Origin of the sequence: Pseudomonas spartinae, from assembly GCF_965197125.1 — a bacterium.
Classification (GTDB): Bacteria; Pseudomonadota; Gammaproteobacteria; order Pseudomonadales; family Pseudomonadaceae; genus Aquipseudomonas; species Aquipseudomonas composti_A.
In genome coordinates this window covers 1-14,702 of sequence record NZ_CBDAMB010000016.1, presented here as the reverse complement: position 1 = coordinate 14,702, position 14,702 = coordinate 1, and the positions used below count along the sequence as shown (strand labels likewise).

Annotated in this window: 12 protein-coding genes; 7 read left to right on the top strand and 5 right to left on the bottom strand. The window is 63.8% G+C overall.

The features are described 5' to 3' along the window. Position 1: 1 nt before the first annotated feature. The 3 genes from ACN8M7_RS23760 to ACN8M7_RS23750 all read right to left on the bottom strand — a co-directional run bounded on the left by ACN8M7_RS23760 (position 2) and on the right by ACN8M7_RS23750 (position 4,065). Entirely contained in the window at positions 2–2,032 is a 2,031-nt protein-coding gene (locus tag ACN8M7_RS23760) for a methyl-accepting chemotaxis protein (protein ID WP_061242791.1), read from the bottom strand. A 162-nt stretch (positions 2,033–2,194) separates the two neighbouring features. Beyond that, entirely contained in the window at positions 2,195–2,704 is a 510-nt protein-coding gene (gene rloA2, locus ACN8M7_RS23755; RefSeq protein WP_061242793.1) for a retropepsin-like aspartic peptidase RloA2, read from the bottom strand. A 122-nt stretch (positions 2,705–2,826) separates the two neighbouring features. Next, entirely contained in the window at positions 2,827–4,065 is a 1,239-nt protein-coding gene (locus ACN8M7_RS23750; RefSeq protein ID WP_061242795.1) for an HD-GYP domain-containing protein, read from the bottom strand. Positions 4,066–4,257: 192 nt separating this feature from the next. On the opposite strand from ACN8M7_RS23750, the gene yihG reads away from it, so the two are divergent. From yihG to aauR, 7 genes are all read left to right on the top strand, one after another. Further along, positions 4,258–5,148 carry a 1-acylglycerol-3-phosphate O-acyltransferase, YihG family gene (gene yihG, locus ACN8M7_RS23745; protein ID WP_490262359.1) on the top strand — a complete coding sequence of 297 codons (891 nt, stop codon included), beginning with the start codon at positions 4,258–4,260 and terminating at the stop codon, positions 5,146–5,148. A gap of 266 nt (positions 5,149–5,414) precedes the next feature. Next, positions 5,415–6,323 (top strand): glutamate/aspartate ABC transporter substrate-binding protein, encoded by a 909-nt coding sequence (locus ACN8M7_RS23740; RefSeq protein ID WP_061242799.1) that lies wholly within the window; start codon positions 5,415–5,417, stop codon positions 6,321–6,323. Between the two features lie 296 nt (positions 6,324–6,619). After that, complete coding sequence (locus tag ACN8M7_RS23735; RefSeq protein ID WP_061242801.1) at positions 6,620–7,366, top strand: amino acid ABC transporter permease; 747 nt, start codon at positions 6,620–6,622, stop codon at positions 7,364–7,366. Continuing rightward, the gene (locus tag ACN8M7_RS23730; RefSeq protein WP_197432234.1) at positions 7,363–8,031 is read left to right on the top strand and encodes an amino acid ABC transporter permease; all 669 of its coding nucleotides are present in this window, start codon (positions 7,363–7,365) and stop codon (positions 8,029–8,031) included. The genes ACN8M7_RS23735 and ACN8M7_RS23730 overlap by 4 nt, the downstream gene beginning before the upstream one ends. Continuing rightward, complete coding sequence (locus tag ACN8M7_RS23725) at positions 8,028–8,762, top strand: amino acid ABC transporter ATP-binding protein (protein WP_061242805.1); 735 nt, start codon at positions 8,028–8,030, stop codon at positions 8,760–8,762. Before ACN8M7_RS23730 ends, ACN8M7_RS23725 begins: the two co-directional genes overlap by 4 nt. A 100-nt stretch (positions 8,763–8,862) precedes the next feature. After that, positions 8,863–10,731 carry a sensor histidine kinase gene (locus ACN8M7_RS23720; protein ID WP_490262358.1) on the top strand — a complete coding sequence of 623 codons (1,869 nt, stop codon included), beginning with the start codon at positions 8,863–8,865 and terminating at the stop codon, positions 10,729–10,731. Beyond that, positions 10,728–12,047, top strand: coding sequence for a two-component response regulator AauR (aauR, locus tag ACN8M7_RS23715; RefSeq protein ID WP_061242809.1), 1,320 nt, complete (start codon positions 10,728–10,730; stop codon positions 12,045–12,047). The genes ACN8M7_RS23720 and aauR overlap by 4 nt, the downstream gene beginning before the upstream one ends. A gap of 205 nt (positions 12,048–12,252) precedes the next feature. On the opposite strand, the gene fdhA is transcribed toward aauR, so the two are convergent. Both fdhA and purU read right to left on the bottom strand, forming a co-directional pair. Further along, a complete protein-coding gene (gene fdhA, locus ACN8M7_RS23710; protein ID WP_061242811.1) occupies positions 12,253–13,452 on the bottom strand; it encodes a formaldehyde dehydrogenase, glutathione-independent in 1,200 nt (399 codons plus the stop codon). A 231-nt stretch (positions 13,453–13,683) separates the two neighbouring features. Next, positions 13,684–14,547 carry a formyltetrahydrofolate deformylase gene (gene purU, locus ACN8M7_RS23705; RefSeq protein WP_061242813.1) on the bottom strand — a complete coding sequence of 288 codons (864 nt, stop codon included), beginning with the start codon at positions 14,545–14,547 and terminating at the stop codon, positions 13,684–13,686. Positions 14,548–14,702: the final 155 nt, after the last annotated feature.

Here is a 14,702-nt window from a genome sequence, read left to right as displayed (position 1 = left end):
CTCAGTCGAGACTGAAGCGTCCGGTATTTTGCGCCAGCCCCTGGCTGCCCCTGCGCAGCTGTTCCGCGGCGCTGCTCACGGCCTGGGCGCCATCGAGCAGTTGGCCGGCGGCCTGATCGACCTGCTGGATATTGCCACTGACCTCATCGGCGGTGGCCGCCTGCTGCTCGGCGGCCGTGGCGATCTGCGCCAGGCGGTCGCTGACGCGCTGCACCGAATCGACGATGTTCTGCAGCTCATCGCCCATGGCCAACACGCTGCCGATGTCGCCATCGGCCTGACTGCAGGCTTCCTCCATCAGGGTGACCGACTGGCCGACCACGCGCTGCAGGTTGTCCACGGTCTGGGCGATTTCCTGGGTCGAGTCCTGGGTGCGTTTGGACAGTGAGCGCACTTCGTCGGCGACCACGGCGAAACCGCGACCGGCCTCCCCCGCACGCGCCGCCTCGATGGCAGCGTTGAGCGCCAGCAGGTTGGTCTGCTCGGCGATGCCCTTGATCACCTCGACCACACGGTTGATCTGCTGGGTCTGGTCACGCAGTTGTTGCAACGCCGCCGCGCTGTCGCCCAGGCGAGCGCTGAGGTGGCGCATGCTGGCACTGGTGCGCTCGCTACGCTGGTTGCTGCCGAGCGCCACCTCACGGGTCTGCTGCGCCTCCAGCGACGCCTGCTCGCAGCTCTGCGCCACGCTCTGCGCCGTGGCAGCCATCTGCGTCGCCGCGGTGGCGATCTGGCTCATCTGCGCTTGCTGCTGCTCGACGGCGTCGAGCGCATCGCGCGCCTGGCCACCGAGTAGCTGTACCGTGCCTTCCAGCTGCTGGCTTTCGTGGTTGACGCCCTGCAGCGAGTCGCGCATCTGCTCGACGGCGGTATTCAGTGCCTGGGCGATGGCAGCCAGATCATCACGACCGTTGACCTCCATGCGCACGCGCAGGTCGCCATCACGCAGCCTCCGGGCAGCATCGATGATGTTGCTGGTGCTGATGCGGATCGAAGCGTTCAGGCACATCAGCACGTACATCGCCAGCAGGGTCAGAACGCTGAAAGCACCGACCACCTCGATCATCGACCACAGCGCCCGCTGCCGGTAGTGGCCGAGGCTGGCGGAAAACTGCAGATAGAGCGCTTGCTGCAGTCCTTGCAGCTGAGTTTCCAGGCTTTCGACGCGCTGGACGAACTGCTCGGGCGTCAGCGCCATGGGGCTGGACTCGAACATGTCGCGGTCGATCTGGGCGAGGAATTCGTCGAACGCCTTGAGCGAGGCATCGAAGGGCTCGCTCAGTTGGCGCATGGCTCGCGGCGCCTCGCGCGACAGGGTGATCTGCGCCTTGACCAGCTGCGCCCTTTGCTCGTCCAGGTTGCGCCGCAGATCGCGGATCAGCACACGGCTCTGCAGGGTGAAGTGCTGCGAGACCACGGCGCCGTGGCCCTGAGCGGCGAAGGTGCCGAGCTGTTCGAGCAGGCGCGGCATGATGTAGGTGATCTGCTCCATCATCAGGTAGGTATCGAGGCGCGGATCGAGGATCAGCGCGCTGTCGGTTGCCACCTGCTCGCGCAGGGCGATCAGCGACAGCAGCGCCTTCTGGTAACGCTCCAGCGCATCGGGCAGGGGAACCTTGGTCAGCCCGGCGGCGCGCAAACCGTCGCGCTCGTCCTGCAAGGCCTGAAAATGCTGGCGCGCCTGGTCGCTGATCAGCTCGCTCTGTAGCGGCTCGGCCGCTTGCTGCAGCGCCTCGTCGAGCTTGCCTTCGCGCTGCAGCAACAGGCCCTGCGCGGCATCCTCGGTGCCTTTCCAGCGTGCCAGCAGGGTGCGCTGGGCGATCAGCTCTTGCTGCACCTGCGCCATGCGCTCCAGCGCTTGCGCACCTTCCACTTCAGAATCCACGGACTGCAGGCGCGACAGGTAGTCACTGCCGATGATCCACAGCGCGTAGCCCAGCGGAAGCGCGAACAACAGGAACACCAGCTGGAACTTGCGAGCAAAACTGAAACGCTGCAACAGCCGTACACCCGGCTTGAGTACTCCCGTCATAGCGACACCTCAACGACCTAAAGGGCCTACAGGCCTGGAAAGCATCTATACGAAGCAAAAAACAGGCCCGACGCCCCTTAGAGCAAGGAAGTGGTAACTGGGCACTCTCGCCGAGTGTACTGGCCAATGGGTATTAGCCTTTCCCGAAATGCGACAATTAACTCAGCATTGGGGACGATCGCGGGTGTAGCGTTCGGCAGGATCCACTGCCGCACCAAGATCGCGCATGGCACTGGCGCCAATCAACAGCGGGTAGCTGAAGGTACTGCGGTCGGTCAGGTTGACCTCGATGGTGCGCTCTTCCTCGCCCAGGCAGATCGGCATTTCGACCACCGGGCGCTGCGAGTAGGCGACTTCCTTGGCCTCGGTGTCACCTTCCTCGGTGCGCTTCTTGATCTCGGCGATGCGTACCAGCGGGTGCTCGTAAACCGTGTTCTCGGCGCCGTCGACAGCCAGGCGAAAGCGTACCCAGTCCTCGCCGTCGCGCTTGAAGGGTTCGATATCCTTGGCTGACAGCGAGGCGGTCATCGCGCCGGTATCCATCTTGGCCTTGAGGGTCTGGCCCAGAGCGGGGAGCTTGATCAGTTCGTAGCGGCCGTAAAGGTCCGGTTGTTCATCGGCCATGGCAGGCAGACTGATCGCGGCGGCCAGCAGAAGCAGAGCGTATTTCAAGGTTCGGTCCTCTCGTTTGCGGTGACCGAACCTCCGACTGCTGCGCGCCTGTCATGTTCCGCCGAAAGCGTTACAGCGTGCTGCATGCGCCAGGTATTTTCTAACCGGGTATTGCACCCGAGCTAGCGACCGCGCCCCTCCAGCTCCATCCCGGACCACAGCTCGTCGAGCCGTTCGAAGCCCCATTCCTCGGCCGACTCACGACCGACGATACGGTCCTGATCGGTGATCTTGCTCAGGTCCACGACGCTCTGCGGCAGTGGCAGGCGCGACTTGGCCGAGAAGAACACCTTGACCCTCGGCGCCAGCAGCGCCTTGGGGTTCTGCTCGATGACCACGGCCAGGCGCCCGCTCTGCAAGCGCACCAGCGCGCCGACCGGGTAGATGCCGACGGTCTTGACGAAAGCCTGGAACACCACCTCGTCGAAGTGCCCCTTCCACTCCGCCATCTTGCGGATCGACTCGGCCGGGTCCCAGCCCTGCTTGTACGGACGGTTCGAGGTGATGGCGTCATACACGTCGCAGACCGCGCCCATCTTCGCCAGCAGGCTGATCTGTTCGCCCTGCAGGTGATGCGGATAACCGCTGCCGTCGACCTTTTCGTGGTGATGCAGACAGACATCGAGCACCAGAGCGCTGACCTGCTTGCTGGCGATCAGAATGCTGCCCCCCTCCTCCGGGTGCTTGCGTATCGCGGCGAACTCGCTGTCGCTTAGCTTGCCGGGTTTGTCCAGCAGGTCCTGCGGTACCGCCATCTTGCCAATGTCATGCAGCAGGCCGGCCAGGCCGGCCTCGCGCACGGCAGCCTCAGGCAGGCCGAGTTGCCGCGCCAAAGCAATCATCAGCGCACACACGGCCACCGAATGCATGTAGGTGTATTCGTTGCTGTGCTTGAGCCTTGCCAGACTGATCAGCGCATTGGGATGGCGCATGACCGACTTGGAAATCTCCTCGACCAGCAACTCCGCCTGCTCGAACTGCAGCGCCTGGCCCATGCGCGCATCGCTGAACATTTCCATTACCGCCTGCTTGGAGCGCGCGCAGAGCTTCATTGCCTGCTCCAGCTCCTGCTCCATGGACAGCACCTTGACCTTGGGTGGTTCGATGGCCGCCAGAAGACGCGCCTGCGCCTCACACTCCACCTCGGCCTCGGTTGCCGCCTGTACACCCGCAGCAACATCCTCCCCCTTGCTGACATCGATCCACAATTCGCTGATCGCGCTGTCGCGAATGCGGGCGAGATCCTTGTCGGAGTTGAGAACGAACTTGGACTTCCAGAACGGGTGATCCATCCAGGAACCGCAAAACTCTTGGATATACATGCCGATACGCAGATCGGCCACTGCAATGCGTTTCAACATCGAGTCAATCCAGAACAGGTTGGCGGGAGGGTCCGCGGCCAATGCCCGTGCATTGTCGGACAATCCACTTAGATTTCACACTGACCAGCATCAAGGTCTTGCCAGTTAATAGCCATAGGCCATCAGTCGTAATTTTGAGACAAATTCTGCAGGTGCTTATGATGGTAGCTTCGCGCCTGCCGAGGAGTTGATATGCGCCCCCTGCTGACCGGCCTACTCAATATAGCTCTACTGCTGAGCAACACCCTGCTGCTGATCGGCCCGCTGCTGCTGATCGCCCTGGGCAAGTTCGTCCTGCCGGGACAAACCGCGCGTCGCGCCTGCTCGCGCGGGGTGATGTGGGTGGCCGAATTCTGGGCGGAAAACTGCAAACGCACCTTCGCTCTGCTCACCCCGACGCACTGGGACATTCGCGGCAACGCCGAACTGCGCCGCGATGCCTCCTATCTGGTGATCAGCAACCATCAGTCGTGGGTCGACATTCCGGCACTGGTGCAGGCGTTCAACCGCAAGACGCCCTATTTCAAGTTCTTCCTCAAGCAGGAGCTGATCTGGGTGCCGCTGCTCGGTCTGGCCTTCTGGGCCTTGGACTACCCCTTCATGAAGCGCTACTCCAAGGCCTTCCTGGCGAAGAATCCGCATATGCAGGGCAAGGATCTGGAGATCACCAAGGCCGCCTGCGAGAAGTTCAAGCACCTGCCAGTCACCGTGGTCAACTATCTGGAGGGCACCCGTTTCACCCCGGCCAAGCAGGCCCAGCAGCAATCGCCCTATCGCTACCTGCTCAAGCCCAAGGCCGGCGGCGTGGCCTTCGTCCTCGCAGCCCTTGGCGAACAGATCGACGCGGTGCTGGACGTCACCCTGGTCTACCCCGGCAAACGGGTGCCCGGGTTCTGGATGCTGCTCAGCGGCCAGGTCCCCGAGGTGATCATCGACATCCAGACGCGCGAACTCGACCCGAGCTTGTGGCAGGGCGATTACGAGAACGACCCCGCGTTTCGCCAGCAGATGCAGCGTTGGGTATCGGAGCTGTGGCAAGCCAAGGACAACCGAATCGATGAGTTGCGCAACGAACGCAGCTGACAGGTCGAGGGGGCGCGCTCACAGCAGCGGCGTCATTCGGATTTCCGAACGCACAGCCCGGCAATAGTCGGAACGGCGAACGGAAACATCAGCCGCCTCGCTCGAGCAACAGAACAAAATCAATATAAAACAAACATTTATCTTAAATTCGAACACCTCGAAAGTGCTGGCATGCAACCTGCTCAAGTCACTTCAGGAATGCGATAGACATTCCCTGAGCAAAGTGGCGTGACCGCGCCATCACAACAACATCGAGGACTCGATTCATGCGTACCTTCCACCGTGTACTGGGCGTGGCCATCGCCGCAGCTGTTCTTTCCACTCCAGTGATCGCCGAGGAGCTGACCGGCACCCTGAAGAAGATCAAGGACTCCGGCACCATCACCCTGGGCCATCGCGACTCGTCCATTCCCTTCTCCTACTTCGGCGACAACTCGCGCCAGCCGATCGGCTACTCCCACGACCTGCAGTTGAAAGTGGTCGAGGCGCTGAAGCAGGAACTGGGCATGCCTGACCTCAAGGTGCGCTACAACCTGGTGACCTCGCAGACCCGCATCCCGCTGGTGCAGAACGGTACCGTGGACCTGGAGTGCGGCTCCACCACCAACAATATCGAGCGCCAGCAGCAGGTCGACTTCTCCGTTGGCATCTTCGAGGTCGGCACCCGCCTGCTGACCAAGAAGACCAGCGGTATCAAGGATTTCGAAGACCTCAAGGGCAAGAACGTGGTGACCACCGCCGGTACCACCTCCGAGCGCCTGATCAAGTCGATGAACGCCGAGAAGAAGATGGGCATGAACGTGATTTCCGCCAAGGATCACGGCGAGTCCTTCCTGATGCTCGAATCCAACCGCGCCGTCGCCTTCATGATGGACGACGCCCTGCTCGCCGGCGAAATGGCCAAGGCCAAGAAGCCGGACGACTGGGCCGTGGTCGGCACCCCGCAATCCTTCGAGATCTACGGCTGCATGGTGCGCAAGGGTGATGCGGGCTTCAAGCAAGTGGTCGACAAGGCCATCAGCGCCACCTTCGCCTCTGGCGAGATCAACGGTATCTACGACAAGTGGTTCCAGCAGCCCGTACCACCGAAGGGCCTGAACCTGAACTTCCCCATGAGCGACGAGCTGAAGAAGCTGATCGCCGAACCGACCGACAAGTCTGCAGAACAGATCTGACGGTGATGCGCCGCCACGCTCACGAGGCGTGACGGCCCGGGGACTCCGGGGAAGCCACTGGCTTCCCCAACCTAATTTCTGACGAAGCCGAGACCGTCCGCCTGAGCGGACACGGGCAGCCGTTGCCCGCTCTCACGCTTCGTCATCGTAGCCGTACTGACGATCTCGCGAGCTGAAGCCGCTTGACTCGCGTTGCTCACCCTTCGGGCCAGCCTGCGGCTGTTACTCCCGTTGGTCGTAGCAACGCAGCAGAGCCGACGCACAGCAGATCGCATCCTCACCCGAGGGAACCCGCAATGAATTACAACTGGGACTGGGGCATCTACTTCAAGTCCACCGGTATCGGCAGCGAGACCTATCTGGACTGGTTCATCACCGGCCTGGGCTGGACCATCGCCATCGCCCTGGCCGGCTGGATCATCGCCCTGGCGCTGGGCTCGCTGCTCGGCGTGATGCGTACCTTGCCAAACCGCTGGCTGTCCGGCCTGGCCACCGCCTACGTGGAAGTCTTCCGCAACGTGCCGCTGCTGGTGCAGCTGTTCCTCTGGTACTTCCTGGTGCCGGACCTGCTGCCCGAACCGCTGGAACTGTGGTTCAAGCAGGATCTCAACCCGGCTACCTCGGCCTACCTCTCGGTGGTGGTGTGCCTCGGCCTGTTCACCGCCGCCAGGGTCTGCGAGCAGGTACGCACCGGCATCGAGGCGCTGCCCAAGGGCCAGACCGCCGCGGCCTACGCCATGGGGTTTCGCCTGCCGCAGATCTACACCAACGTGCTGCTGCCGCAAGCCTACCGCATCATCATTCCGCCGCTGACCAGCGAGTTCCTCAACATCTTCAAGAACTCCTCGGTAGCGTCGCTGATCGGCCTCATGGAACTGCTGGCGCAGACCAAGCAGACCGCCGAGTTCAGCGCCAACCTGTTCGAGGCCTTCACCCTGGCCACCCTGATCTACTTCACCCTGAACATGAGCCTGATGATGATCATGCGCATGATCGAGAAGAAGGTCGCCGTGCCGGGCCTGATTTCCGTAGGGGGTAAATGATGGACTTCTCCGCGATCCTCCCGGCCCTTCCGGGCCTGTGGGACGGCATGCTGGTGACCCTGCAGCTGATGGTGCTGGGCGTGCTTGGCGGCGTGGTGCTGGGCACCCTGCTGGCGCTGATGCGCCTGTCGCACAGCAAGTTGCTGGCGAACATTGCCGCCGCCTACGTCAACTACTTCCGCTCCATCCCGCTGCTGCTGGTGATCACCTGGTTCTACTTCGCGGTGCCGTTCATCCTGCGCTGGATCACGGGTGAAGACACCCCGGTCGGGGCGTTCAGCTCGTGCCTGGTGGCCTTCGTGATGTTCGAGGCAGCCTACTTCTGCGAGATCGTCCGTGCCGGCATCCAGGCCATCCCCAAGGGTCAGATGGGCGCTGCCTCGGCCCTGGGCATGACCTACGGACAGAGCATGCGCCTGATCATCCTGCCGCAGGCCTTCCGCAAGATGACCCCGCTGCTGCTGCAGCAGAGCATCATCCTCTTTCAGGACACCTCGCTGGTGTACACCGTGGGCCTGATGGACTTCCTCAACGCCGCTCGCTCGCGTGGCGACATCATCGGCCAGCCCCATGAATTTCTGATCTTCGCCGGCCTGGTCTACTTCACCATCAGCTTCGCCGCCTCGCGCCTGGTCAAGCTCCTGCAAAAAAGGTTAGCCGTATGATTTCCATCCAGAACGTCAACAAGTGGTACGGGGACTTCCAGGTGCTGACCAATTGCAGCACCGAGGTGAAGAAAGGCGAAGTGGTCGTGGTGTGCGGGCCGTCCGGCTCGGGCAAGTCGACCCTGATCAAGTGCGTCAACGCGCTGGAGCCCTTCCAGCAGGGTGACATCGACGTCGACGGCACGTCCATCGCCGACAAGAAGACCAACCTGCCCAAGCTGCGCTCGCGCGTGGGCATGGTGTTCCAGCACTTCGAGCTGTTCCCGCACCTGACCATCACCGAGAACCTGACCATCGCCCAGATCAAGGTGCTCGGCCGCAGCAAGGCCGAGGCCGAAAAGAAGGGCCTGGCCCTGCTCGACCGCGTCGGCCTGGCTGCCCATGCGCACAAGCACCCTGGCCAGCTCTCCGGTGGTCAGCAGCAGCGCGTGGCCATCGCTCGCGCCCTGGCCATGGATCCGGTGGTGATGCTGTTCGATGAACCCACCTCGGCGCTCGACCCGGAGATGGTCAACGAAGTACTCGACGTGATGGTGCAACTGGCCCAGGAAGGCATGACCATGATGTGCGTGACCCACGAGATGGGGTTCGCGCGCAAGGTCGCCGACCGGGTGATCTTCATGGACGCCGGGCAGATCGTCGAAGACTGCCCCAAGGAGGAGTTCTTCGGCGACATCAACGCGCGCTCCGAGCGCGCCCAGCAGTTCCTGGCGAAGATCCTCCAGCACTGACCAGCCAGCCGGGGTGCGCCACGCGCACCAATGCCCACGCACCACAGCCGGTGCGCGCGGCGCACCCTGGGTGTTGGCAACTGGCCAGTTCAGGACGACTATGATGCAATGCCTGTCCGCCAGTCCTCGCGCCAATCTGATCGTGAAACCGCGTCTGCTCCGTCACCTGTCGCTGATTCTGCTGTTCCTGCTGCTGGTGCTCGGCTGCGGCTACGCCGGTTATCACATCAGTGACCGCAACGGCATCCGCGCGCTGGCCGAAAACGGTGAGCGCCAGCTGGAGCTCAATGCGCGCGCGGTGGAAAGCGAAATCACCAAATACACCTACCTGCCCAGCCTGCTGGAGCTGGAAGGCAATGTCTCGCGCCTGGCGCTGTCACCCACCGCCTACCGCCGGCATCACGTCAACGTGTACCTGCAGGGGCTCAACGAGCGCGCCGGCAGCCTCGCCATCTACGTGCTCGACCCGGACGGCCGGGTGATCGCCACCAGCAACTGGGACAAGGCCGACAGCTATCTCGGCGAAGACCTGTCCTTCCGTGCCTACTACCAGGAGGCCATCAAGGGCCGCCCGGGCCGTTTATACGGCCTTGGCAGTACCACGGGCGAGCCCGGCTACTACCTGGCCCATGGCCTGCGCGACGGTGATCGCATCATCGGCGTGGCGGTGGTCAAGGTGCGCCTCGACACCCTCGAGGAGCGTTGGCAGCGCGCCCTGCTGGACGCCTACGTCAGCGACGAGAACGGCGTCATCATCCTCGCCAGCGACCCGATGGTGCGCCTCAAGACCGTGCGCCCGCTGGACGATGCGACCAAGGAACGCCTGGCGCGAAGCCTGCAGTATCACTGGGCAGCGCTGGAAGAGTTGCAGCTGTTCAATCGCTCGCTAATGGACGACGGCATCGAGCGGGTCAGCTTCGCCACCGGCGGCGTACCCACCGACTACCTGCTGCAGACCCGCCGCCTGGAACACACGCCCTGGCACCTGACCCTGCTCAGCCCCTTGCAGGAACAACGCAGCGCAGCCATGAGCCATGCCATGCTGGCGGCCGTGGTGACGGCTCTGCTGGCCTTTCTGCTGATTGCCTGGAACGAGCGGCGCAAGGTGATCGCCACCCGCCTGGCCGCCCGCGAGGCGCTGCAGGCGGCCAACGATGAGCTGGAGCGCAAGATCACCGAGCGCACCGCCGACCTGCAGGCCAGCAACGAACGCCTGCAAGCCGAGGTTCGCGAGCGCAAGCAGGCCGAAACCACCCTGCGTCAGGCCCAGGACGAGCTGGTGCAGGCCGGCAAGCTGGCGGTGATCGGGCAGATGTCCACCAGCATCGCCCACGAGTTGAATCAGCCGCTGGCGGCCTTGCGCACGCTGTCGGGCAATGCCGTGCGCTTTCTCCAGCGTGGCGCACTCGACGTCGCCAGCAGCAATCTGCAGAACATCGGCGAACTGGTCGACCGCATGGGCAAGATCACCGCCAGCCTGCGTGCCTTCGCCCGGCGCACCGGTGACAACGGCGAGGCCTCGCTGCTGAAGGCCGTGGATGCCGCCACCATGCTCCTGCAGCCGCGCCTGCAACGCACCAGCATGACCATCCATCGCGACTTCGCGGAAGCGCGCCTGGCCATCGAGCAGATCCGCCTGGAACAGATCCTGGTCAACCTGATCAGCAACGCCCTCGACGCCATGCGCGAGCAGGTCGACCGCCAACTGTGGCTGAGCGGCAGCGCCGATACCAACGGCTACCAGCTGGAGGTCCGCGACAACGGTCCCGGCATTGCACCGGAAACCCGCGTGCACCTGTTCGAGCCGTTCTTCACCACCAAGCCCGGCGAACAGGGCCTGGGCCTCGGCCTGACCCTGTCCGCCAGCCTGGCCGCCGCAGCAGGCGGCAGCCTCACCGTACGCCACCCGGACGAAGGCGGTACCGCTTTCATCCTCAGCCTGCCCTACCCGCCGGAGCCCAACACATGAGCGAGAGCCTCACCGTTCTGATCGTCGAAGACGATCCCCATGTGCTGCTCGGCTGCCAGCAGGCGCTGGCCCTGGAAGATATCGACAGCATCGGCGTGGCCAGCGCCGAGGAAGCCCTGCAGCGCGTCGACGAGGATTTCGCCGGCATCGTCATCAGCGACATCCGCCTGCCTGGCACTGATGGCCTGGAGCTGCTCACGCGTCTCAAACAGCGCGACGCCAGCCTGCCGGTGGTGCTGATCACCGGCCACGGCGATATCGGTATGGCCGTCAGCGCGATGCGCGATGGCGCCTATGACTTCATGGAAAAACCCTTCTCCCCCGAGCGTCTGGTCGACGTCGTGCGCCGCGCGCTGGAACAGCGCAGCCTGGCCCGCGAAGTCAGCGCGCTACGGCGCCAGCTGGCCGGGCGCCAAGCGCTGGAGCAGCGCATCATCGGTCGCTCGCCGGCCATGCAGCAGCTGCGTGAACTGATCGCCAACGTCGCCGATACCAACGCCAACGTGCTGATCGAGGGCGAAACCGGCACCGGCAAGGAACTGATCGCGCGCTGCCTGCACGACTTCAGCCGCCGCCAGAGCAAACAGTTCGTCGCCCTCAACTGCGGCGGCCTGCCGGAGAGCCTGTTCGAGAGCGAGATATTCGGCCACGAAGCACACGCCTTCACCGGCGCCAGCAAGCGCCGCATCGGCAAGATCGAGCACGCCGACGGTGGCAGCCTGTTTCTCGACGAGATCGAGAGCATGCCGCTGGCCCTGCAGATCAAGCTGCTGCGCGTGCTGCAGGAGCACAGCCTGGAACGCCTTGGTTCGAATCAGTCGATCAACGTCGACTGCCGGGTGATCGCGGCCACCAAATCCGACCTCGACGAGTTGGGCAAACGCGGCGAGTTCCGTAGCGACCTCTACTACCGCCTCAACGTGGTGACCCTGGAGCTGCCACCGCTGCGTGAGCGCCGCGAGGACATAGCCCTGCTGTTCGAACACTTTCTGCAACTCGCTGCCTTGCGCTTCGATCGTGGCGTGCCGGAGCTGGATCGGCCCACCCTGGCCGCCCTCACCGCGCACGACTGGCCCGGCAACGTGCGCGAACTGCGTAACGTCGCCGAGCGCTTTGCCCTCGGTCTGCCGGTGTTCAAGAAAAGCGGCCAGGCCGACAGCAACGCGCTGGGCTTCAACGAGGCCGTGGAGGCCTTCGAACGCAACCTGCTGGGCGCGGCCCTGGAACGCCACGACGGCAACCTCAGTCAGGCGGCGCAGGCACTGGGGCTGGCCAAGACCACGCTGTTCGACAAGGTCAGGAAGTACGGGCTGTAGGCGCGCGACAGCAACGGCCGGCAATAGCTGCCACCAGGTAAAAGGCTCGGCGCGCGAAGGCAGCGCGAAAAAGAAAAGGGAGCCCGTAGGCTCCCTAAAAAAGGCGCTAACCAATACGCCTTTGCCGTGTAAACAGGCAGGGTGCGCCAGGCGCACCGCCACCTCGCATAGCCCGGACCAGGGGCTACGCGAATTGCCTACGCCATCACGCCGCGCTGAAGGTCTTGTGCGGGTCGATGACGAATTTCTTCGGCACACCGGCATCGAACTCGCCGTAGCCGCGTGGTGCATCTTCCAGGCTGATGACCTCTACGCCGACGATATCGGCGATGTTGAGGCGGTCCCACATGATGGCCTGCATCAACTGACGGTTGTATTTCATGACCGGGGTCTGACCGGTGTGGAAGCTGTGCGACTTGGCCCAGCCGAGGCCGAAGCGAATGCTCAGGCTGCCGATCTTGGCGGCGGCATCGACCGCACCCGGATCTTCGGTGACGTACAGACCCGGAATACCGATCTGGCCGGCAACGCGGGTGATCTGCATCAGCGAGTTGAGCACGGTGGCCGGAGCCTCGTGCTTGGCGCCTTCATGACCGTGACCACGAGCCTCGAAGCCTACGCAGTCGATGGCGCAATCCACTTCCGGCTCGCCCAGCAATGCGGCGACCTGCTCGTGCAGCGGAGTGTCCAGCGACAGATCGGCGATCTCGAAGCCCTGGGCCTTGGCGTGCGCCAGACGAGCCGGGTTGAGGTCACCGACGATGACCACAGCAGCACCAAGCAGACGAGCCGAAGCGGCAGCGGCCAGACCGACAGGACCGGCACCGGCGACGTAGACGGTGCTGCCCGGGCCGACGCCCGCGGTGACAGCGCCGTGGTAGCCAGTCGGCAGAATGTCGGACAGGCAGGTCAGGTCACGGATTTTCTCCATGGCCTTGTCGCGATCCGGCAGCTTGAGCAGGTTGAAGTCGGCGTAAGGCACCAGCACGTATTCGGCCTGGCCACCGGTCCAGTCGCCCATGTCGACGTAGCCATAAGCACCGCCGGCACGCGCCGGGTTGACGGTCAGGCACACACCGGTGTGCTGTTCCTTGCAGCTGCGGCAACGACCGCAAGCGACGTTGAAGGGAACGGAAACCAGATCACCGATCTGCAGACGCTCGACGTCGCGGCCCTTCTCGACCACCTCGCCGGTGATCTCGTGACCCAGCACCAGGCCGACCTGAGCGGTGGTACGACCTCGCACCATGTGCTGGTCGGAGCCGCAGATGTTGGTGGAAACGACTTTCAGGATGACCCCGTGCTCGATCTTCTTGCCGCGCGGGTCCTGCATTTTCGGGTAGTCGATCTTCTGTACTTCGACCTTGCCCGCACCGAGATAAACCACACCACGATTACCAGACATACGTAACTCTCCTTTCTTTTTGTGGACACAAGACGCGACCGATGCCGCGCGGCCTTGCACTGGAGCTTCTTTCGTCTGTTGCCGGTCACCGCCTGTGAAGCCTGGCAGGGCGGTGGCCGAAATATTCCCCGGCTTGCATCCGGGCTACTCTGCACTCCCTTGGGGAGCGAGGCGGGACGAGCGGTTACCCGCGTCAGCCCACCTTAAATCCGTGTTTCTCCTCGACGCCCATCAGGCATTGAGCACGACCGTGCGGTTGGCGTTGAGGAACACGCGGCGGTCGATGTGGTAACCCACTGCTCGCGCCAGCGTCAGACACTCGATGTCTCGGCCCTTGGCGATCAGATCTTCAGGGTAGTGCGCGTGATCCACGGCCTCCACGCCCTGCGCGATGATCGGCCCTTCGTCGAGGTCGTTGTTGATGTAGTGCGCTGTGGCGCCGACCAGCTTGACGCCCTTCTGGTAGGCCTGGTGATACGGTTTGGCGCCCTTGAAGCCGGGCAGCAGCGAGTGGTGGATATTGATCGCCCAGCCGTCCAGCTTGCGGCACAGCTCGGGCGACAGCACCTGCATGTAGCGGGCGAGCACCACTAGTTCGGCACCAGTCTCCTCGATCACCTTCAACACCTTGCGCTCCTGCGACGGCTTGTCGACCGGGTCGAGCGGAAAATGGTGATAGGGAATGCCATGCCAGCGCGCCAGCGGTTCGAGATCCGGGTGGTTGGACACCACCGCCACCACGTCCATGGCCAGTTGGCCGATGCGCTGACGATAGAGCAGGTCGTTCAGGCAGTGATCGGCCTTGGACACCATCAGCACCACCTTGGCGCGATAGCCCGGCGGCGTCAGCTCGACCTGCATGCCGAACGGTGCCAGGCGCTCGGCCACGCCCGCGCGAAAGGCCGCCTCGTCGAAGCCCTCGGGCTGACGAAACTCGACCCGGATGAAGAACCGCGACGACAGCCGATCATCGAAGCTGTTGTGTTCGGTGACGTAGCAACGCTGCTCGAACAAAAAGCGTGTCACCGCATCCACGGTGCCGAGCACGCTCGGGCAATGGGCGGTGAGAATCCAGGTATCGGGGGTGCGGCTCATAACAAACTCCGATGATTTTCACCCCTCTCCCGCTTGCGGGAGAGGGGCCGGGGGAGAGGGCTGCCGGTACAACGAGATCCGCCCTGGGGGGGGGGGGGGGGGGGGGGGGGGGCGGGGGGGGGGGGGGGGGGGGGGGGGGGGGGGGGGGGGGGGCG